General features: G+C 50.1%; 30 protein-coding genes. 4 read left to right on the top strand and 26 right to left on the bottom strand.

Features of this window, described 5'->3' with window-relative positions; translation table 11 throughout:
• The 15 genes from LIO64_RS03085 to LIO64_RS03015 all read right to left on the bottom strand — a co-directional run.
• Positions 1 to 294: hypothetical protein (locus tag LIO64_RS03085; RefSeq protein WP_290547988.1), on the bottom strand; the 294-nt coding region annotated here is incomplete at its 3' end.
• A 95-nt stretch (positions 295 to 389) separates the two neighbouring features.
• Entirely contained in the window at positions 390 to 596 is a 207-nt protein-coding gene (locus tag LIO64_RS03080) for a hypothetical protein (protein ID WP_290547987.1), read from the bottom strand.
• 41 nt (positions 597 to 637) lie between these two features.
• A complete protein-coding gene (locus tag LIO64_RS03075) occupies positions 638 to 982 on the bottom strand; it encodes a hypothetical protein (protein ID WP_290547986.1) in 345 nt (114 codons plus the stop codon).
• 1 nt (position 983) lies between these two features.
• Positions 984 to 1,745, bottom strand: a complete 762-nt coding sequence (locus LIO64_RS03070) for an N-6 DNA methylase (protein ID WP_290547985.1) — start codon at positions 1,743 to 1,745, stop codon at positions 984 to 986.
• On the bottom strand, positions 1,732 to 2,028 hold the full coding sequence (locus tag LIO64_RS03065; protein ID WP_290547984.1) for a hypothetical protein: 297 nt from the start codon (positions 2,026 to 2,028) through the stop codon (positions 1,732 to 1,734). Before LIO64_RS03065 ends, LIO64_RS03070 begins: the two co-directional genes overlap by 14 nt.
• Positions 2,025 to 2,462 carry a RusA family crossover junction endodeoxyribonuclease gene (locus tag LIO64_RS03060; protein ID WP_290547983.1) on the bottom strand — a complete coding sequence of 146 codons (438 nt, stop codon included), beginning with the start codon at positions 2,460 to 2,462 and terminating at the stop codon, positions 2,025 to 2,027. The genes LIO64_RS03065 and LIO64_RS03060 overlap by 4 nt, the downstream gene beginning before the upstream one ends.
• Positions 2,459 to 2,755 carry a hypothetical protein gene (locus LIO64_RS03055; protein WP_290547982.1) on the bottom strand — a complete coding sequence of 99 codons (297 nt, stop codon included), beginning with the start codon at positions 2,753 to 2,755 and terminating at the stop codon, positions 2,459 to 2,461. Before LIO64_RS03055 ends, LIO64_RS03060 begins: the two co-directional genes overlap by 4 nt.
• 9 nt (positions 2,756 to 2,764) lie before the next feature.
• Complete coding sequence (locus LIO64_RS03050; protein WP_290547981.1) at positions 2,765 to 3,253, bottom strand: hypothetical protein; 489 nt, start codon at positions 3,251 to 3,253, stop codon at positions 2,765 to 2,767.
• 80 nt (positions 3,254 to 3,333) lie between these two features.
• Positions 3,334 to 4,488, bottom strand: coding sequence for a DUF2800 domain-containing protein (locus tag LIO64_RS03045; protein ID WP_290547980.1), 1,155 nt, complete (start codon positions 4,486 to 4,488; stop codon positions 3,334 to 3,336).
• Positions 4,485 to 5,531 (bottom strand): ATP-binding protein, encoded by a 1,047-nt coding sequence (locus tag LIO64_RS03040; RefSeq protein WP_290547979.1) that lies wholly within the window; start codon positions 5,529 to 5,531, stop codon positions 4,485 to 4,487. Before LIO64_RS03040 ends, LIO64_RS03045 begins: the two co-directional genes overlap by 4 nt.
• A gap of 90 nt (positions 5,532 to 5,621) precedes the next feature.
• Positions 5,622 to 6,032: a hypothetical protein gene (locus LIO64_RS03035; RefSeq protein ID WP_290547978.1), complete on the bottom strand. Its 411-nt coding sequence runs from the start codon at positions 6,030 to 6,032 to the stop codon at positions 5,622 to 5,624.
• 66 nt (positions 6,033 to 6,098) lie between these two features.
• A complete protein-coding gene (locus LIO64_RS03030; RefSeq protein ID WP_290547977.1) occupies positions 6,099 to 6,329 on the bottom strand; it encodes a hypothetical protein in 231 nt (76 codons plus the stop codon).
• A 19-nt stretch (positions 6,330 to 6,348) separates the two neighbouring features.
• Positions 6,349 to 6,534, bottom strand: coding sequence for a hypothetical protein (locus tag LIO64_RS03025; protein ID WP_290547976.1), 186 nt, complete (start codon positions 6,532 to 6,534; stop codon positions 6,349 to 6,351).
• Between the two features lie 20 nt (positions 6,535 to 6,554).
• Positions 6,555 to 6,782 carry a hypothetical protein gene (locus LIO64_RS03020; protein ID WP_290547975.1) on the bottom strand — a complete coding sequence of 76 codons (228 nt, stop codon included), beginning with the start codon at positions 6,780 to 6,782 and terminating at the stop codon, positions 6,555 to 6,557.
• 72 nt (positions 6,783 to 6,854) lie between these two features.
• Complete coding sequence (locus LIO64_RS03015) at positions 6,855 to 7,061, bottom strand: hypothetical protein (protein WP_290547974.1); 207 nt, start codon at positions 7,059 to 7,061, stop codon at positions 6,855 to 6,857.
• 114 nt (positions 7,062 to 7,175) lie between these two features.
• On the opposite strand from LIO64_RS03015, the gene LIO64_RS03010 reads away from it, so the two are divergent.
• On the top strand, positions 7,176 to 7,703 hold the full coding sequence (locus LIO64_RS03010) for a hypothetical protein (RefSeq protein WP_290547973.1): 528 nt from the start codon (positions 7,176 to 7,178) through the stop codon (positions 7,701 to 7,703).
• Between the two features lie 117 nt (positions 7,704 to 7,820).
• Positions 7,821 to 8,726 carry a hypothetical protein gene (locus tag LIO64_RS03005; RefSeq protein ID WP_290547972.1) on the top strand — a complete coding sequence of 302 codons (906 nt, stop codon included), beginning with the start codon at positions 7,821 to 7,823 and terminating at the stop codon, positions 8,724 to 8,726.
• A gap of 82 nt (positions 8,727 to 8,808) precedes the next feature.
• On the opposite strand, the gene LIO64_RS03000 is transcribed toward LIO64_RS03005, so the two are convergent.
• The 4 genes from LIO64_RS03000 to LIO64_RS02985 form a co-directional block, all read right to left on the bottom strand.
• A complete protein-coding gene (locus tag LIO64_RS03000) occupies positions 8,809 to 9,801 on the bottom strand; it encodes a hypothetical protein (protein WP_290547971.1) in 993 nt (330 codons plus the stop codon).
• A gap of 158 nt (positions 9,802 to 9,959) precedes the next feature.
• A complete protein-coding gene (locus tag LIO64_RS02995) occupies positions 9,960 to 10,955 on the bottom strand; it encodes a hypothetical protein (protein ID WP_290547970.1) in 996 nt (331 codons plus the stop codon).
• A 456-nt stretch (positions 10,956 to 11,411) separates the two neighbouring features.
• Positions 11,412 to 11,921: a hypothetical protein gene (locus LIO64_RS02990; RefSeq protein ID WP_290547969.1), complete on the bottom strand. Its 510-nt coding sequence runs from the start codon at positions 11,919 to 11,921 to the stop codon at positions 11,412 to 11,414.
• 47 nt (positions 11,922 to 11,968) lie between these two features.
• Positions 11,969 to 12,469 (bottom strand): hypothetical protein, encoded by a 501-nt coding sequence (locus tag LIO64_RS02985; RefSeq protein ID WP_290547968.1) that lies wholly within the window; start codon positions 12,467 to 12,469, stop codon positions 11,969 to 11,971.
• Between the two features lie 252 nt (positions 12,470 to 12,721).
• On the opposite strand from LIO64_RS02985, the gene LIO64_RS02980 reads away from it, so the two are divergent.
• Entirely contained in the window at positions 12,722 to 13,567 is an 846-nt protein-coding gene (locus LIO64_RS02980) for a GYF domain-containing protein (RefSeq protein ID WP_290547967.1), read from the top strand.
• 17 nt (positions 13,568 to 13,584) lie between these two features.
• On the opposite strand, the gene LIO64_RS02975 is transcribed toward LIO64_RS02980, so the two are convergent.
• The 7 genes from LIO64_RS02975 to LIO64_RS02945 all read right to left on the bottom strand — a co-directional run bounded on the left by LIO64_RS02975 (position 13,585) and on the right by LIO64_RS02945 (position 19,263).
• Positions 13,585 to 14,454: a M23 family metallopeptidase gene (locus LIO64_RS02975; RefSeq protein ID WP_290547966.1), complete on the bottom strand. Its 870-nt coding sequence runs from the start codon at positions 14,452 to 14,454 to the stop codon at positions 13,585 to 13,587.
• Positions 14,455 to 14,501: 47 nt separating this feature from the next.
• On the bottom strand, positions 14,502 to 15,383 hold the full coding sequence (locus LIO64_RS02970; RefSeq protein ID WP_290547965.1) for a TIM barrel protein: 882 nt from the start codon (positions 15,381 to 15,383) through the stop codon (positions 14,502 to 14,504).
• A 71-nt stretch (positions 15,384 to 15,454) separates the two neighbouring features.
• Positions 15,455 to 16,243 carry a 3-methyl-2-oxobutanoate hydroxymethyltransferase gene (gene panB, locus LIO64_RS02965; RefSeq protein ID WP_290547964.1) on the bottom strand — a complete coding sequence of 263 codons (789 nt, stop codon included), beginning with the start codon at positions 16,241 to 16,243 and terminating at the stop codon, positions 15,455 to 15,457.
• 20 nt (positions 16,244 to 16,263) lie between these two features.
• Complete coding sequence (gene folK / locus LIO64_RS02960; RefSeq protein WP_290547963.1) at positions 16,264 to 16,791, bottom strand: 2-amino-4-hydroxy-6-hydroxymethyldihydropteridine diphosphokinase; 528 nt, start codon at positions 16,789 to 16,791, stop codon at positions 16,264 to 16,266.
• A gap of 41 nt (positions 16,792 to 16,832) precedes the next feature.
• Positions 16,833 to 17,573: a 4-hydroxy-tetrahydrodipicolinate reductase gene (gene dapB, locus LIO64_RS02955; RefSeq protein ID WP_290547962.1), complete on the bottom strand. Its 741-nt coding sequence runs from the start codon at positions 17,571 to 17,573 to the stop codon at positions 16,833 to 16,835.
• A 12-nt stretch (positions 17,574 to 17,585) separates the two neighbouring features.
• Positions 17,586 to 18,467, bottom strand: a complete 882-nt coding sequence (gene dapA / locus LIO64_RS02950; RefSeq protein ID WP_290547961.1) for a 4-hydroxy-tetrahydrodipicolinate synthase — start codon at positions 18,465 to 18,467, stop codon at positions 17,586 to 17,588.
• 73 nt (positions 18,468 to 18,540) lie between these two features.
• Positions 18,541 to 19,263, bottom strand: a complete 723-nt coding sequence (locus LIO64_RS02945; RefSeq protein ID WP_290547960.1) for a hypothetical protein — start codon at positions 19,261 to 19,263, stop codon at positions 18,541 to 18,543.
• A gap of 149 nt (positions 19,264 to 19,412) precedes the next feature.
• Between LIO64_RS02945 and LIO64_RS02940 the strand changes: the two genes are divergently transcribed.
• A complete protein-coding gene (locus LIO64_RS02940; RefSeq protein WP_290547959.1) occupies positions 19,413 to 19,631 on the top strand; it encodes a hypothetical protein in 219 nt (72 codons plus the stop codon).
• The last annotated feature ends 8 nt before the right edge of the window (positions 19,632 to 19,639 follow it).

Below are 19,639 nucleotides of genomic sequence, written 5' to 3'. Positions count from 1 at the left end.
CGCCTGTTCCTCGGTGATGTACTGCCATGACTGCGGCGGGCGGGTCAGGCCGATGTCCGAGAGAGGCACGGCATTCAAAAACAGTTCGGGCGATCCTATTTGCCAATCCCAACAAGGCAAATAATTTACAAGTTCCTCAAATCCTACCCTTGCCTGTGCGGCCAAAACGCGAATAGCGTTTTCACCTCTCGATTCTGTAACTAAAGAGGCTCCGTACATTTCACATTTTCCTATAATGGCATGATTTCCGTTTTTCCCGCTTTCGTATAAGTAGATAGTTACCTCATTATCCATGGATTTCCGTGGCACGGTCTTTCTTAACTCGTCGTGTTTTTCGTTATTGAGAATATATCTTGAATAAGGACGCCTGACGGATACAAGGATGTTAATCATTGCTGGCCTCCTTTCCCGTCAATCAAGGCTCTTAATTCGTCAAAGCAGCGGAGCCGTGAGGCATTTTTCTCCGTGCAAATAAAGTGCTGCGCCCATCGGGCATGCCGCTTGGTAGGATACACCATGCGAGCGCGGGCCGTTATGCCCTTGTGGCGCACAATCGCGGCCTGGACTTCGTATCCCCAGTCTTTGGCTCTCTGCATGGGGCAAACCTGCTGGACGATGATGTGAGGGTTCCTTTTCATTATTCGTCCCTTCCTTTCTGCTCAAGCTCCCACGGCCATTTAACAACGTCATCAATGTAGCAGTACCCTTTATCTGTATGAATTACTGCTTTACCAAGCTCAACCGATACGACCGTGAAATAATCTTTTGCTCCTTCTAGGAGCAACTTATCTCCTGAATTCAACCTCATGATGGGCGGGAACTTGGAGATGACGGCTTCCGCAGCTTGGTCTGCTTTTTCCGGGTCAGTCAAAAAAGTTGTCCATTTGCATTTTTGGCATCCAACGCGAACATGATATGTATCATGTATATCATTAAATTGTTTTAGTTGAGTTCCGCACAGCGGGCATTTAATATCTTTCATTTTAGTTAAACTGAAGTTCCATTTGTTTCAATTCTCCTACATTGGAAGAGAATTGTTTTTGTTGAGATTTAAAGAAGTCAATAATGGCTTCCCACTTTTGCCTGAACCTTTCTTCTTGTTCGGCAATAATTAAAGATGGGGTTTTCCAAAATCCCCATTCTTTACAACTTATCGAATCTCCGTGAATGACCGTTGCTGGAATGTCCCAAAACGCAAGGTTGACATAGGCCATTTTACATGCCAAAAGCTCAATATCTACGCAGGTTATGCGGAGGCGGTCACGCACGTCTTCAAGCTCGGCCGCCATAGCAAGCGGCATCCGCGCAGAACCACAAGCAGGGTCAAGAATAGAGACCGTTTTCCCATTCTCAATCTTTCTTCGCAAATCAGCAGAGTTGGCAATTCCAGCGCACACTTGGCAAACCGAATCCGGAGTATAAAACGAACCCAAGGAACTACGGTGGCTCAAGCTTGAAAGCTCCTGATGAAGAGTACCAAGAATATCGGAAAATGGATGACGTTCCATCTCATTTCCCAAAAGAATCATCGACTTCTGAATTCGGGCTATTTTCTCGTCCCGATCTTTTATGAACATAGGACGTTTTCCCCAATCGACTTTCCCTTGTGTAAGAGACGTAAACATCAAATCCACAAATTCCACAAAAAGGGTGTAGTCGTTTTCTCCATTCCATTTTCCGGATTTCAGAAAGGTCCACCAAGCTCCATCAGTGCGAAGCAACTTGTCTTCCTCATCGACTTTCATCGTCATCACCTCCTTTTTGTAGCCATGTTTTAGCCTTCTGAATGGCTTCTTCGTATGTGGTCAATGTCCATCCGTAGATGCCCCATTCTTCAGGACTTGGCATGTATTCATCACCGGCCTTTGTTCCGGCAAAGTCATTGTCAGATTTGCGCTTTCGGATGACCATTACCTCAAAATTCCGGTGTGCTTCTTTCTCTTGACAATAAATGGCAATTTCTCCTATACGTGAGACAAGCGTATAGCGATAGCCGTGCTTATTGAATTCTTGAGGTATGGTTCTCATTTTAATTTTATCCTTTCTGGCGATTGAATAAAAATAGTGATTCCTGGTTCCTCTCCCCACCATTTATCCACGGATGCGGAGAATATCTGTGAATCATCCATCCAGAACCCCAGCTTGGTCATTACATCCTGTAGGGTCTTTGCCATGTTGTCCCAGTCCGGCTTGGTCGTCTTGGCAATGAGTCCACCCCTGTTCTTTTTTGGCTCGCTCTTGCGATAGGGAAATATGAACCTAAACCCCAAATGCACCGGCCCTGTAAAGGGCCGGGCCGGCTTATAGGGTTGAAGCAAGGTCAGGTAATCACTCGTCACATGCTTCAACTCCTTAGTGTCTGCTAATCTGGAATGTTTCCCAATACGGATGATTTTCTTATCCTGATGCGTTTTGGTCGGAGGAATAATAGGTAGAACAATAACGGTCGGTTTATTCATCATGCCCGTGAGTTCCTTTCTATTTCGCGGGCTTGGCTTTCGGAGTCAAAGTCCAGTTTAAGCTGGCCGTCGTCCTCAAAATAAGCATTCGCTAATGCTACTTTCTTAATGGAACCTGACACTTTCACGCAGACCTTTTGTTCTCCGTCAGGAATCTTGACGCTGATAGATAAGCTGAAATCAGATTCATCTTCTGCCGCCTGACGTCTAATGTCTTCATAGTCGTCAAACTCTCCAAAAGCCATTCGGACAGCTTCAAGGATGGTCTCCTTTTCGTTTTCAATTCTCGCGCTCATAGTCATTCATCAAAATGGGATGTCATCATCTTCCAGCGGCAGCCCTGCTGAGGCGCTCATGTAGTTGTTGGCCGGGAGATCGTCCGGTCGTGGCGGTGTATTCGCCGACATCTGGCGCTCCCTCCGTGCAGCCTCCACCCGGGCCTGATTCTCCATAATGGCTCGTGCTTCGTCCGGATCCAACACGTCGTCACAATTGCTGAAAAGGGGATAGGTTCCGTCCGGCTTGGGCTTGTTTCCTTCCTTTACGGAAATTTTCACATAACAGGTTTTTCCGATATAGTCCGCTGGATTGATGATCACCTGCTGACCAGGATTAAAAATCTTACCGGACACGTTTTTGACAAAGGAATCAATCTTCCACATTATTTCCTTTTTGGCCGTCAGAAAATAAAGGACCGTAGAAGACCCTTCGGAGCCGAAGGCTCTAATATGAACAATCAACTGCGGGCAGCCCATCGTTTTACCGCCTTTGGAGACTCCTTCTTCCATTTTCACGATTTTTCCTTCGTAAACGCCTGCAGGGAGGAATCCGTATTCCTGGGGTTCACCTTCTGAAATATAGCTAAACATAATGATTATTTATTGGTTGTGATTTTAGGGACGGAGGTTTGTCTGACGTAGGAATAACCAGCCCCCGTCTTGACCAGTTCTTCCGGAAATTGTTGTTCTGGCAATGCTTCCGTAAATAATTTGCGGAAAGTGGCGGCACTAAGAGGACCGTAGGCTTTCAGAAGTTTCGGAACGCCAATCCAGGTGGCGTATTTGGCGACATCCTCCGGAGCCACGGCTTTTTTACCTTTGCAGGAAACTTTCTTGAATCCGGGGACTTCTACGCCGTCCACGAGGTATTCCAGAATTTTTTTCTTTCCCTTTTCGACATAGCTTTCAAGGATAGCAGCCTTGGCAACAAAATCCGCCAGCTTCGCCGGGTCCTCTGAGATGGCCGCAAAGCTTTCTTCCAACGTGCCAGATGCCGTCATCTTCACAGCTTCCTGCGCGGCCTGGTTCCGTAACGGGCAAGTGTCCTGCGCGGCACACCATTCGCAATATTCGCAGAGGCGCGGCCCGCCGCCACGGTCAATGGTGTCCACCACACCATTGACAATATCAATGGTTTCCTGATAGGTGAATTTCCGGGTGACGATTTGCTGCTGGTCGCAGAAGAGCAGATGACAAGTAACTTCATCCAGGAATTCCCGTTCCATGATAGATTTCGCATAAGAGGCTTGTTGCTCCCAGTAATTGCGGATTTGGCCGCTTTTAAGGTCAAACAGCTTGCCAAGTATCGGGCAAATGCAGTCCGCTTCCCCGCCTGTCACGCGGGGGTGCCATTGCGGGAACGTGCAGCGGTTTTTATCGGCAATTACCTCTTCCCCGGAGCAGAGCATCCGGACAGTTTTCACCGCCCAAAGTATGGATTCTTTTTCGTCGGGCTGCAGGTGCTGGCACGCTTTGAATTCATCCACGCCCATGAGTAACCCTCGGAAAGCGGTGTCCATCCTGATTCCCCGTTCCGCTGCTTCTCCCGCGCAGGGGGAAGAGACGAAGCACGGGCATTGAGCCAGCTTGGGGAGCAAGGACGGCCTCAAGAGTTCCGTGGTCGGTTCCCCGTAAAGGTCAACAAGCACTTTCTGCAGGTCGTCCAGGTTCACGGAGTATTCCGCCCCATCCAGAGAAAGGACGGCATGCCCGGCCTCGCGGGCTACGTTGATGCATTCGACTGGTTTCATTGGGCGGCTAAGGCGTTGTGCTGCTTGACGGCAGCGTTGAACCGATCGGGGGCGGAAAGGATGAAGGAAGCGAACTTTTCCGAGACGGCTTCAAGGCCCTGCCCCGGCTGGATTTCATTTTTGTACACCAGAAAAGCCAGTGCTCCCGGCACGTCCGTAATGACGGCGGCCAGTTGGTCCGTCAGGGAAGGAGCCGTCTTTTCCTGTTGTGCGGGAGATAGTGCCTGTTCATCGTTTGCCGGAGGGGCGTCATTTGCCGGTGCGCTCCCGGAAGAATCGGAATCTGTGGTGAACAGAAGGCGGGAGATTTCCCCGGCGTCCATTGCCATCACGGCGGGCATGCCGTGTCGGTTCTTGGCTTCCCAGGTGGCCCGGTGCTCCGTATAGACGGCCCGGAGCTCCCCGCCCTTAGCCTTGCCCCCGTCCGTGAACGTGGTCACGTAGTTGCAAAATAGAATGGCGTCTCCCCATTCCTTGAGCTTTTCTTTGGCGGTAATGGCCTGTTTGGCCGGCGCGTTGATTTTGATGGTGTACATGGTGTACGCCTCCCCTTCCGGGGGGTTCACCGTTTCCACGCGGCAGTGACAAATAACGGCAATGTGCAGCCCTGCGTTCCGGCAGTTGTCAAAGACGGAAAGTAGGTTGACGAACATTTCGCTGGCCTGGGCGTAGCCCTTCCCGTATCCGATGCTTTCAATGGACGAGATTTTCCCGTCCTTTGGGGAGGCGTTGTAGTCCTTGATGACTTGGCGGGCACACATGTCCCAAAGGCGGTCTCCCGTGTCGATGACAAGGGTTTTGTAAGGAAGATTTCCGTTCCTTGCTTCTTTGTAGACACCCTGCAGAGCTTCCACCATGGAGTCGTAATTGTCTACCTGGATGCGGTCCACATTCATATGCTGAGTGCCTTCCTCCGTGTCCATGAATAGGGGTGCGGGTAGTCCAGCCGCCAGCGTGGATTTCCCCACGCCTTCCGGCCCGTAGATGATGACCCGTTGAGGGCGCTGCTGCACCCCGCGCTTGATATTGTTTAATATCGACATATTATTTTTTTGCTTTGATGTTGCTCCGGGTGCCAGCCCGGCTTCATTTAGTGGCGGTCGTTCGTTGACGCGGACGACCGCTTTTTTGTTTTAGTGATCAAACGGCGTATCAAGGATTGCTGCAAAAATACTTCTCTTTTCCTTTCTCTCGAGGAATTCAAAAATGTATTTCATGCCTTGGGAAATGGCTTCCGGAGCACAGGAAAAGCAGGTTCCAGAGGCATACAAAAAACCGCGGGCTGCATTCCATTTAATTCCCTCTAGATCAGCAATTTTAGAAATGTTTTCGTTGATTGAAATTCGATGTTCGATTTTACCTTCCTTTTCTTTGGTGAGCATGCACAACAACACGGGGGTTTTGCACTGTTCAACAAGCTTTGCTAGGCGGTCATACGTCTCTTTGATCATTTCTAACGTAGGGGCCAGCTCCGTGGTAGGATTGCAGCATCCTTCTTCCGGCGTGCCGTCTTGCGTATGATTTTTTTCGGTTGTATTATCCATGGTATTGTTTTTCTGTTTGTTATTACTTTCTCCAATCCGTGGAGATCGGAACGGTTTGATAAACCGTCAAAAACTTGCTCGCCAAACGAACCAAACAATGGTTCCGATTCCCACCAGCAACGCAGAGAAAACAAGGTTCTGAACTATTCCAGGGGCGGGCCTCAAATGGTTTTCTTCGCAATAGGATTCGCCGTAGAATCCACCTATTTTGACGTGTTTTTTCGTGGGGGAAATACTGCACTCAAACCGAGCTTTAGGGTTCAGCGCCTTATATGGAGATTTGTATTTTTTATTCATGACTGATTGGGAATTAAGATTATTCGTCTCGGTGGCCGTCCGGGTTGGAACATCCATGAAGGGATCCGGGCCATTCAAAGAGGTCTTCTTCCAGATCGCTGACCTGTTCGCGCAAACTCTCTAAATAATCCGTTGCTTGTTCGTGGTTCATCCATTGCTCATTCAGCCAGATTCGCCCCATCTCTTCATCGAAATCATTGTTCATTTCGTTTTATTATCTGATGGTTAAAATATAATCTTGGAAGCTGCCTTGCTTCTCGCCTTTCCAAATTCCTTTGAGGAAAGCCATGTCTTTATGGCTATCCTGGAAAACTGAATTTTCCTGGCAGATAAACGGCGGTGTGGAAGCCCTTGCTTCCTGACCATATAAGCAACGGAATTCTGCGTTCTGAACGTTTTAGGGAATTCTTTAACAAGGTCAGCACTGGTCAAAATGTCTTTTTCTTCGTACATAATCAAATAGGGTCACAATGGGTTTCACAAAGTTCAATGTGTTTCCGTTTACCCACCCTTTCCGGAAATCACTTATGCTTCTACCTCCTCCTTCTTGGCGTTGGTGTTCCGGGTAACGTTCTTTTTGCCACGGGCAACAGTTTCCACAATGAGAGCCAAGGCATCTTGTGGAGTGATATTTTTTTCGGCGGCGACGCTAAGTATAAGCGTATTTGCATCGTTGCTTCTCTGGCTTGCGTCATATGGGACTATTTCTTTTTTAGGAACTTCCTTTCTCATGCCGCGAACTCTACGCACTCGGTGAGCATTTTGCAAGTTATTTTACACATTTAGTGCGCAAATATGTTTCAAAATAGTCTTGCTCATGCGCACTAAATGCGCATAATCAACCGCATGAATGATTTCAAAAAATTGGTGAAAAAGTGGTTGAAGGACACAGGATATGATCGAGAATGGCTCGGATCAGTAACCAGAAATCCCCGTACACCGGATAAATCCACACCAAAACGCACGATTGATCGATGGCTATCTCCAAGCTCTGAACCAGTTCCCGCATGGGCTGAACTTGAAATCAGAAAACTTATGGGGGATTATTGTGCAGAATCTATTAATAATCTTGAAGATTTGCCTCAAACAGAAGACCTCGGTAAAATGTTTATTACCCTTGAACCAAACGTTCAGGATCTAGTTCATCGAGAAGCTTACAGGCTTGGGCTCACCGTCACAGCTTATTGCTCCCTTGCTGTAGAATACGCTGCTTCCAACGAGGAAATGAGACCTCAAATTATTTCTCTCCATGTAAGCAAGAAGAAAAGCCATTACTCCAACACGGAAATCTCACCTGTCGTTATCGGAGAAGGAAATGCTTCAAGCGGCAATCCGCTGCATCAGACGACTACTACCCAAGGGGAAGATCATTAACTTGCTGGATTGGTAATTTTCGTCCCTCTCTGCTTTGCAACATAAGCAGAGGGGGCTTTTTATTTGAAATCCGGCATGATATTCTGATACATTTTTGGAGTTGCTACGCTATCTCTCATGAATGTTCAGTATTCTAACAAGGCCAGTAAAATATCTCTCTTTTTAGGTATCTCTTCCATCCCGCTTTTTCCCTTTTTGATTCCTTCCATAGCTGGACTCATTTGCGGAATCAAAGGCATCAAGAAAGCAAATCAACAAGCAGGATATGGAAAAGCGCCATCTTTGATTGGACTTATTCTATCAAGTCTTTCCCTCTTTGGGTTCATGCTGATCATTCCCATTATGATTTTTATGGATTCTGTGAGTCCCCTTGCAGAGACGGTCAACAAAGGAGCGACACATGAAAATGAAAATAGAAACCATCAACAAAACCAGCTCCAAGAAACAACTCAAATCTCAACAATATATGATAAAAAGAATTCCGAAATAAATAATTCACAATTCGATTTTTCAGAACAAGATCAAAAATCTGCACGATATTGGCAGGTCAAACTAGGTATTTATACAAAAAGCGATATTATGAGCCTTCATATTTCCGAGGAAGAACGTAAAGAACTTCTTAAAATTCATGAAGAAACTGAATCTGAAAAGATAAAAGAACTAAATCGTCAAGAGGAAAAGCGTATAAACAAAGAAGAGGATAAGAAAGCATTTGAAGAAAAGCTTTCACGAATGACTCCCGATGAAAAAGCCGATTACATCTTTGCCAAACTGAAAAAGGGATATTCTGCGATCATTGAAGTTGCCATCAAAGAAAACATGCATGATCCTGACACGTTTGAGTTCGTCTCTTTTACAGGGCAACCTCTAAAAGTTGAGTCTGGCCGGACAGACATAAAAGCCATTTACAAATTCAGAGGGAAAAACGCCCTTGGAGCCAAAGTCCTCAACTCTCTGGTATGCAAAATCAATACCGACACAGGAGCACTCTACGACATCCAAAATCCCAAAGCAGGAGAATGAACCTCCTCCACAAAAAAGCCCCGCTCATATTTCATGAGCGGGGATGATTCAAATAAAGTCGAAGCGGAGAGAGAAAACCGGATTACTCGCCGGATTCCGGCAGGAAGCGGGCCGCCTCCGATTCTTCAGTAATTTTGGCCGGTTCGATACGGAGGAGCTTTTTCATGGCGCGGCCCGGGTCACTCTCCGTCATGGGGAAATAATCAACATGATTGCCGAGGTCGTAAGCTCCCAAAAGCTCCTGTGACGAATAGATGGAGGAAGCAGGTTTGAAGTCCTCCAAGGCTTTCCCCAGTTTCTTGACATTCTTTGACGAGGCCAGCACATACACCGGAATGCAACCGGAATACAGTTCCGTTTTTTCCGGGGTTCCCACAGGCAATTTGTTGGCATATCCGCTCCATTTGACTAGGGCTTCTACAGGAATATCGCCTCTCAATGATTGGATCACACGGGCATAGTGCGTGGTTCCCTGATCCGTTTTGACGACTTTGTATATAATGACTGTCAGAACAAGGTCGCTTTGTTTCAAATTCCGCGCCGTGCTTTGAAGAAAACCATCCTGATCAATTTCCGCCTGCGTGGCAACACGGGGAGAGGTGACGGGTTGAATAGGGATGTCGAGCATGGCTCGCAGGTTATTATAGTAGTAAGGATAGGCAATAAGAAAGTTGAAACTGTATGATACTTCTGGAATATCGTCCTGTGCATGGGCTATATCCCACTCTTCCTCCCGTTGCTTTTTCCAAGGGTTAATGATGTAAGACAGTCTACCTTCTTTAGACAGGCATTGTTCAAGCATTTGCTGCGAAATAGAACCTTCTAAGTAACTTATCCATTTTATCTTAGTCCCTACAGGAAAACCATCGTCCACTGACCTAACAACCGTGGCGTATGTAGTCAGAGCGCCCTTGCTTGATTTTGGCGTAGGAGGCTCCCATTCAGCCTTGTATTCACAGACCATAATGACAGGATTATCAGGCCCCAAGTAGGAAGCAAGAACATCCATATTACCTTGCTGGCAGGCTCTGATTTGCTCTTCACTCATCAGGGGGGCATCAGGACTGTCGGCCATGGCGCTATCCATGCCTATGAGGAACAGAATCGTCAGGATAAAGATCAGTCTGCTATTCTTCCTTACGTGCATTACATCAACATACGTATCGTTCCTTAAAAAACAAGGCGGATGTGTGAGCATCCGCCTTGTGAAATAAACGAGATTATCACGGAAGGTTATTCTTCCAGGGTTTCCCGATATAGAAGCCAGAGAGCCTGGTGATTATAGCTTCCAATAGCCAAATTGTTCCCTGGACCAATACCTGTATGGCTTGTGTCTCCAAAGAAGAGGATGTCACCTTCCTGCGGGGTGGAGTAGGCATCCTCCCAGTCATCGGTGTAATCTGCTGCCCCATATTTATCCTTGAAATACTTGGTCATAACGGCAGCACTCAAAACAACATGCTTACGCAAATTTGATGTGTCCCCTCCTTCAATGTAGTCCGGATTCAGAGCTCCAAGATTACCGGGAGGATCCATCAACGTAATATTGGTAGCGGCCAATTTTCCGCCTTCATCCCTCACTGCCGCCAGAGAAGTACCGGAACGGCTGAGAGCGATACTTACACGCAAGGCACAACTGTTGTAATACTGCCGGGCATCCATCGGAATATTATCAGCGATTTCCTTGAGATGTGCCTTGTTAAGGCCACCTCCTATATATGCCCATACACCATCCGTGCTCTTGCCGCCTTCCCCATAACCTACCGGTTTGTAGTTATTCAGCAGTTTTTGAGCTTCTTCCTTTGTCATCAAGTTCTTAGGTGCATCAATTTCCCAAAGTTCCAAATCTGCCCCATTCATTTGAGGAACGAATTCCTCTGCATTGGGATAAGGGGCGATTGCCTCTGGGACTTTCAAATTTTCGTGGTGGAGCTTGACGTAGTGGAAGCCTCTTTTGAGGTTCTTCTTACCCTCGGCTTTCTTTGACGCATTGCTGCCCTTGAGTTCCACGACTTTCTCTCCATTGATTTCCAGGTAACCGGTGTCATCTATCTGAATAACAAAGGAACATTCCCTAGTGGTCTCGACGCGGATATAGCCTTCCCAATCGTGGGAACCTGTTTCTTCTGTCTTATGCCAGGCAATCTTTGGAGCTGCTTTTTTCGTCACCTTGTAACGACGATTATTCTCGGCATCCAATGGGTGGAATGGTTTATTTGATATAGCCATAATGTTATGTTTTCTAATCATTTATTATTGAATGAACTGAACATTCAGTTCATGGGAACCTTGACAGATTTCTCGCTCCTTCCCAACACGTTTAACACGTAGTAAGACGTTTCCTCTGAAAAAGATGGTGGGAAGACTAAAACGCCGCTGAAATCAAGCGGAAAATAAAGGGTATTAAAGGGGTACAAGAAACACAACCATTGATTATCAATAGCCAAAAATTGAATTCTCTTCATTCGGGACGAAGAGGTCGCAGGTTCGAATCCTGTCAGCTCGACCAATTTCCCATTTGCGAGGCCTTGTAGAATCCTTCATTCTACAAGGCTTCGCGCTTTTTCAGCTTGTGAGGTATTCCACCTGATTGCATGGTTCTGCTATACACTTTGCTATACATCTCCTCTCTGATGTATAGCAGTTACCCAAAATCAAACATACGGGTGGATTCTTCCAGCAAAGTTATTTTGTCACCAATTCCTTCCTTGCCACGTATCCTACCGAACGGCCCGGTGTACCGTAACCGTCCCGGTAAGTCACTTTCATCAAATACTTCTTCCCCTTTTCCAAAGGACGATGGTAAATGATATGTTCCGCAAAATTCCGGATGGGAACCTGGAAGGGAATCCCGGGCTCCAAGACGGTGAACTTCATGTTCTCTACACTGCGTTCAACACGGTAACGCGCCCAGTAATAAGCCATTTCTCTGGCTTCTCCATCCCATATCTCCAGAATGATATCCGGTTTCAGGGTCTTTGAAGGATAGAAGCTATCCAGCAGGCGCACTTCTTTCCGGCTTTTATTGGTAAAGACCAGCGTAAAATCCGGAAAAGGCTTGCCCGCCGCGACAGGTCCGGATGCCAGAACAACGGAACATTCCACCTCCTTGTTCACCGGCCAAAAGTTGAATCCGCCGCCAAAAGACGGGAGGCAGGTCAGCAGGACCAGAGTGGGAAGAAAAAGTCTTTTCATAAACTGCATCTATCCGGCATGCCGGAGCCTGTCCATCCAGCGGAAAATTACTTGATTCTGATTTCCCTTTTTCCTACATACTTTCTTGAAGTCCCCGGCGTACCGTCATCCCGGTAAGTTACTTTCAGTACATATTTCCTCCCTTTGACCAAAGGTTCAATAAAGCGAATATGTTCCGCAAAGTTTTTAATCTGGACCGAGTACGACATAGACGGTTTCAGAACAATATACTTCATGTCCGCCCGCTTGCGTTTAATATCATACTTGGACCAATACACGGCTACCCTTTTATTTTTCTCATTCAGAATTTCCAGAATAATATCAGGCTTTTTCGTTACTCCTAACGGATAAAAACCGTCAAGCAAACGCACCCTCCCCCAGCCCTTGTTCGTGAAAACCAGTGAAAAATCAGGAAAGGGCTTTTCAGAAGAGATAAACCTGGATTTCAATTCAATGGAAAAATCCACGACGTCCATCCCTTCCCAAGGGTCTTCTCCCCATGAAGGGCCCAACACCATCATCAAGATCAAAAGAAAAAACTTTTTCATGGAGAAAGAGCTATCGTTATTTTGAGATGTAGAAAAACATTTGCATGTGCGGGCATGTCTTTCAATCACTTTTGAATCTGAGCCACAGATGAGGGAATGTCAACAAGGTATTCTCAGACAGCATTTATCCATTTCCAGGCCACTCTGGGGAGCTTTCTCTTATCCGGGAACATTCTCTCGGCACGGGACTTTATCAGTCATCCGTCAAATTCCCATTGCCCCGCGGCCTCTTCTTTTCCTAAAATGCAGGTAATGAGTGAATACTTCCTGAAACTTCCCGGCGACTCGCAGCCAAGGTCCTATTCCGAATATGAAGTAAGGGAATTCCTGGGGCAAGGGATCATTGACTCAACAACGCTCGTCTGGAAACCGGGCATGGATGGATGGCAGCCCGTGGAGCAGGTTCTGCCGTCAACATCGCCGGCCCTGGAAAAAACGCAGGTTGAAGAGGAAGAAGACCCTCCTGCAACCCGGGAATACCGTTTGCGTTATCCTTTGGGCGGCCTGGCCAAGTTATCCATCCTGGCGTGCCTGGTGCTGCTGCCCTGCATGCTCTGGAGCAGCTGGATTGTTTTTTCCAACAACGCCGTCAATTATGAGGAAATCCAGACCGCCATTCAGCAAAACATGGCCCAGCTTCCCTCCTTCGCGGCCCCGATGGTGTTCCTCTTCAGTCTCCTGTTCATTCCCTCCCTGCTGATCCAGTTGATCTGGCTGTACCGGGCATGCGCCAATGTCCAGGGCTTCCAGATACAGGGACTCCGGTTCACGCCATTCCTGAGTGTGATTCTGAGCTGCATGCCCGTGGTTGGCATGGTGCTCAATGCCCTGATTCTTCAGGAACTTTATAGGGCATCAAAGAATCCGGCAGAGTGGATGCTGCAAGCCCCTTCCCGGTCCCTGCGGCTGTACCTGCTTGTGACAACAGCTCTGACCCTGTGCGCGCTCTTCCCCTTTGGAGCGGAACATTACCTGATGGCCTTCCTGGTGATCGGCTCCCTGATGACGGCAGCCAGCATTCTGTGGCTGGTCTGCATCCTGCAAATCAGCAAAAAGCAGCAGGAGCTGGTTTCCGAAAAACCGGACATGCATCCCTGACCGGGAACATCCTGAAATCAGCGTTCTCCCTTTTCTTCCTTGCCGTGCTGGTCATCCGGAAGGATTTTGTCCAGCGCTTCCATGCTGTTGTCCTTATACAGGTTCTCCAGCAATTTTTCCCATCCTGCCGCCATTTGAACCTGTTTCAGGGCAATAACGGGATCAGGCATCCTCATGTCCGGGGCGGGAGCGTATTGTTTCAACACCTCGTCCGGGTTGATCCGGTTGAACGTCGTTTTTCCATAGCCCGGCATTCCCGCCTCATGGGCGATGGATTCAATCATTTCAAAATGCAGATGCGCCAGATAATTGCCGTGCGCGGTGCCGACCGTGCCGATCTGCTCCCCGCGGCCTACCAAGGAACCGAGGGGAATATCGCTGACGGTATCCAAATGGGCGTACAAGCTCTGAATAAACCGGCCGTCCGGCAAACGGTGGAGCAGTACCACGACATTGCCCCAGTCAGGTGAAGGCTCTCCCGCGTAAACCAGCAGCCCGCGGCCGGCAGCCCGTACCGGCAGCCCCTGATCCGTGTTCTCTCCGCCGATTCCATTCAAATCCTGCCCGGTATGCCGTCCCCCACGGGCGGCATTCATATCTCCCAGTCCCTGGGCCACATAGGTAAATGCTCCATTCTCATCTCCCAGCGGGGACGTGAACACATCCGCCAGCGGGGCCTTTGCCAGCTCCTGGGGCGTTAATAAAATCATCCTTCCATCCACAGGAGCAGGAGCAGACAGGGGAATATCCTCATCATAAATATTATGGCGCATCCCGGCATCCGGAGATGCCTCATGGCTGGTCTTGTACCAGGCAAACACCGTAATCAGGACGCAGGCCGTTCCCAGAAGCCCCAGAATGACGCGGGATGTCGTCTTGTCTATCATCGTGCCGACTTTATATCCAACGGGCCGGATTTACAATCACAAGATCGTCAGTCCAGCGTCTGCGGAAACTTTTCAATCCACAGCTCGCGAGCCGCACGGATATCCTCCGCGGAAGCGCGACCGGAGAGTTCCCAAACCAAAGGAACCCCAGGCGGGAACAAGGGCAGGAGGCGCTCAAACGGCACGCCGCCGGCCAGCAGGGGCACCTGATGGTCCCGGGACGGCCACTTGACATCGTTCACATGCCCCCCCACCAGATGGGAAGACATTCTGCGGAGAAACTGCTCATGATTCAATATCAGCAGATTGTGTTTCCTCTGAATATGGCCGAAGTCATGCCAGTAGCCAATGAAAGGGTTTGCTCCAAACTCCTGCATCAACAGGGCCATCTCATCCTCACTGGGAACCTGTTCATAATGGCTGCGCCCTTCAATGCCCAGCTTCACCCCCAGTTCCGCCGCGCGGGGAAGAAGCTGACGAATGGCCTCCCGGGCGCGTTCCAGATAAACGGGAGCAAGCCGGTTCCGGCGGCGCACAAACTCTCCCTTGGTGCCCGCAAAAGATTCCGTTCCCACCCTTCCCTGACGAGCCAGGCTTTGCAAATGGGCCGTATCCGTACGCTTCACCAAAGGCTCCACCGTTCCCATGTGCAGGACGATGTATCCGGCGCCCAGAGCGGCGCCCTGCTCCATGGATTTCTTCGTCAGCTCCACAGCCTTGTCGCGAACCTGCGGCAAATCCGCGGTAAACGGCCTGCTGTCCGGAGCATCCCCCACCTCGTCAATCGGCGCGGGAAAATAATTATGAACGCCGGCCACCTGCACTTTTCCCGCTTCCACCGCTTTCATGATACCGGGCAGAAGGGAGAGCTTGATGCCGTGGGAAAGCTCTACATGGTCAAACCCCAGGGAAAGGATCTCATCAATCATCTCTTCCCCGTCCTGATGGCGGTGGGAATTCCAGCATGTAGAAAATACCAGCATAGGCAAGCGGAGAACTGTTATGAACCGATGGAACCGGGTTCCGTATAGGAATCCTTCATCCACCCCCTGACGGCGGCGGTCATGCTGCCTGCTACGTCCGCACGCGGCTTCACGAAGGCCGGGACAAACCACGGGAATGCACCCACGAGATCATGAATCACCACCACGTCTCCGTCGCACGTATGGGCGCCGGATCCAATCCCCAGCGTGGGAATGGAAGAATGCACGGTAATCTGACGGGCGGCATGGGGCGTTACGCCTTCCACGACCACGGCGCAAGCCCCGGCTTCCGCCACGGCTTGAACGTCCTTCACCAGGGCTTCCGCCTCCGCGGAGGATTTCCCCTTGATCTTGTATCCGCCTTCCTCCAGCACCTTCTGCGGCAAAAGGCCGATATGCCCCACCACGGGAATGCCGGCATCCACAATGGCGCGGATCTTTTCCGCCTGGGCCGCCCCGCCCTCCAGCTTGACAGCGTCCGCTCCGGCCTGAAACAGCTTCCTCGCAGACTGCACGGCTTCCTCTACCGTATCATAGGTATGGATGGGCATATCCCCCACCAGCAGGGCCTTCTTCACGCCGCGTGCCGTAGCCTCCACATGGTGAATCATGTGGTCCAGCGTCACGTGAGTGGTATCCGGGAACCCCAGAACCACCATTCCCACGGAATCACCTACCAGGACAATGTCCACGCCCGCTTCATCCAGAAGACGGCCCGTAGGATAATCATAAGCAGTTACCAGCGTCACATGGCGCCTGTTCTTGCAGGCGCGGATGCGTTCCGCTTTTTCAAGAGATTGATTCATGATGTTCAATAAACATGCAGTTACCAGCGTTCCGACACCAGAAGCGGATCCGCTTCATCCGTATCCAGCTCCGCCAGCAGGCAGGCAACCGTTTTATTCTGGCGTGGAAGAATAAGTTCCGGCCTGATGTCGGAAAGAGGCTTCAAGACAAATTTTCTCAAATGGGCCCTGGGATGGGGAAGAACCAGACGCGGGGGATCATCAACCACCATGTCTCCCACATAAATGATATCCACGTCCGCCGTACGGGGCTCACAGCGGATTCCGGAGCGGATGCGCCCCAGGGCGCGCTCTATTCCCTGACAATGCACCAACAGCTCTTCCACCGTGCCGGGCCAGGTGAACTCCACCACGGCATTCAAATAATCATCCGCACCGTGCGGGCAGCCCTGGGGGCTGGTGGCATACAGGGAGGACTGCAGGAAGGGATCGTCGGACAGGCTCATCTGCTGCAGATGATTCCTGGCCCGGACCATCAGGCTGTTCTTGTCTCCCAGATTGGATCCCAGTGCAATGCCGGCTCTTTTCATGAGCAAAAAAAGCATCATGGCCGTTCCCGAAAAGGAAAAAGGCCATGATGCCGGAAAAATTATAATTTGGACAGGCCCAGGACGTCTTCCATGGTATACAGTCCCGGTTTCCTGCCCTGGAGCCAGAGTGCGGCGCGAACCGCCCCGGAGGCAAACGTCATGCGGCTGGACGCCTTGTGAGTAAGTTCCAACCGCTCCCCGTCAGAAGCAAACACCACGGTATGGTCCCCCACCACATCACCGCCCCGCAGGGAATGCATGCCTATTTCCTGGGCGGGACGGGGCCCCACCAGGCCTTCGCGGCCAAAAACCACGCTGTCCTCATAATTCCTGCCAATGGCTCCGGACAAAATCTCCGCCAGGGTCCTGGCCGTACCGGAAGGAGCGTCAATCTTATGGCGGTGGTGCATTTCCATCACCTCCATGTCACAGCTGCCGCCCAGAATCTGGGCCGCCTTGCGCGTCAGCCAGAACAGGGCGTTCACCCCTGCGGAATAATTGGAGGCAAACACGATCGGGATGGATGCGGCCGCATCCATAATCTCCTGCCGTTCCAGCTCCGTATGTCCCGTGGTGCCTATCACCAGGGGCTTGTTATTGGCCACGGCCTCCGCCAGCAGGGTGCTGGTAAAAGAATGATGGGAAAAATCAATGACGATGTCGCACTTGGCAAGGGCCGGATAAAGCTCCTGGCCCTGGTCATGCGTGGCGCCCACGCACGTATCCGGATTCTGCGTTACCGCCTCCTGGACGGCCTGGCCCATGCGGCCTGAAATGCCTGTAACAAGAATAGAAATCATATAGTTAAGATATCAAAGAACGTTGAAGCGTTGAAGAAGAGCGGAAAGCTGGGCTTCCTTTTCCTGCGGCATGGGAACCAGGGGAAGCCGGACTCCCGGCTGGATATCCCCCCTCAGCGCCAGGGCTGCCTTGATCGGAACAGGGTTGGAATCCAGAGTCATAAGCCCCTTCATCAGAGGGTAAAACGTCTTCTGGAGGGAAAGCATTTCCCCCATGTTCCGCTCCAGCCCCGCCTTTACGATGGAATTCATGATGCCGGGCACCAAGTTGGAAGTGACGGAGACAAGCCCGCTGGCACCGCAGGCCATAAAGGGCACGGTCAGTCCGTCATCACCGCACAGGATGGTAAAATCTTCGGGAACCACCTGCATCAGCTGATTCACGCGGTCCACATTGCCTCCGGCTTCCTTCACGCAAATAATATGAGGGCAGTCCTTCGCCAGACGGCCAACCGTTTCCACACTGATTTCAATACCGCAGCGGCCGGGAATGCTGTACAGCATGATCGGCAGCCGCGTGGCGTCCGCAATGGCCTTGAAATGGGCATAAACGCCGTCCTGGGAAGGCTTGTTGTAATAAGGGCACACCTGAAGCGTGCCGTCCACGCCCATCTTTTCCGCCTCCTGGGTCATATGAATGGCTTCTGCGGTGGAATTGGCCCCCGTCCCGGCAACTACCTGAATGCGGCCTGCCGCGCACTCCACGGCCAGCTCAATCACCCTCAAGTGCTCTTTTACAGTCAAGGTGGGGGATTCACCCGTAGTGCCGACGGCCACAATACCGGCCACGCCGGCAGCCACCTGGGCTTCCACAAGCATTCTAAAAGCCTCTTCATCGACACGGCCGCCGATAAACGGAGTCACAATTGCTGTATAAAGACCTTGAAACTTCATAACCTTACTTGGATGCATACTATCTTAACAGACACTTTTTGTCACGACAGAATACAGAAATATGGCATGCCTGTCAGGCATCCAGAAACACCGTCCGGGAACAGGCGGAACAAAATTCCAGATAGGACTTGAGAAAAGAAAGGGACGTTTCCGGACGCACGCCGGGCCTCCATGCAGCCTTTCTTTCATTGACAACGATATATTCCCGGTGAATATGCCTGCCTTCACTCCCGCACAGGAACAATGCCGCCGCACAGGCGGAAGAAGCTACCCGTGCATGGGAAGCATGGTAAAAAACCGGACGGTGAATCACAACATGGTTGATCCGGACATCTCTCCGGTTCAGGCATTCTTCCATTCCTCCGCCCTCCTCCTTCCACCGCGGTTTTCTCCACCTGACCTTTTTTCCGGAACGGGAGACCATATTGACAATCACGGCACCGGAAACAAATGCATGCTCCAGCAAAACGGAGAGGCGGGTACGTGCAGAACACTTCAACCCGTTCACCTCAACCGCAGCATCCTCACAGTTGATCAAATAATCAACGCGTCCATACAAGGCGTGTACCAGACCCGCAAAGGAAGCCAGATCAGAAGAACGGGTCAGGCATCCGGACATGGCAAAGTGATTGCCGCCCGGAAGACAGTCAACCACTCGGGAAGACACTTCACTGGCCTCATGCAGCATGGCAACCGCAGTCCCCTGACAGGCAAACGCCCTGGCGGCCAGGCATCCTATGTTGTCAGCATTTCCCAAAATGACAGCAACAGGTCTCTGAATGATATGAGATTTCATACACCGTCATTTTGACGAAAGAAGTTGCTTCGTCAATATCCGACACATTCTTAAAGCGTTAAGAAAGAAAAAGGAAGAGTTAAGAAAATGTTATAGTGAGGGGAAGGTCCCCTATTCTCCCCTATTCTCCCCTATTTCCCAAGGCCTCCATGGCCGTAATAGACGCCATGGACGTAATAGACGTAATAGACGTAATAGCCGTAATAGACAAAAAGGACGTCATGGACACCATAGACGTAATGTCCATTAAGTCGACTGAGTCCACTAAGACCATTAAGTTGACTAAGCCATTGAGGGGGGGGGCTATTGGGAAGGAGGTAGCAAGAAGCGAACAAGCCCCGCGAGGTACGGGACCTGGCGGGGCTTGATGAAAAAA

The sequence above is a fragment of the Akkermansia sp. genome, from assembly GCF_020860705.1.
Classification (GTDB): domain Bacteria; phylum Verrucomicrobiota; class Verrucomicrobiia; order Verrucomicrobiales; family Akkermansiaceae; genus Akkermansia.
This window is presented reverse-complemented; position numbering and strand designations above follow the sequence as displayed.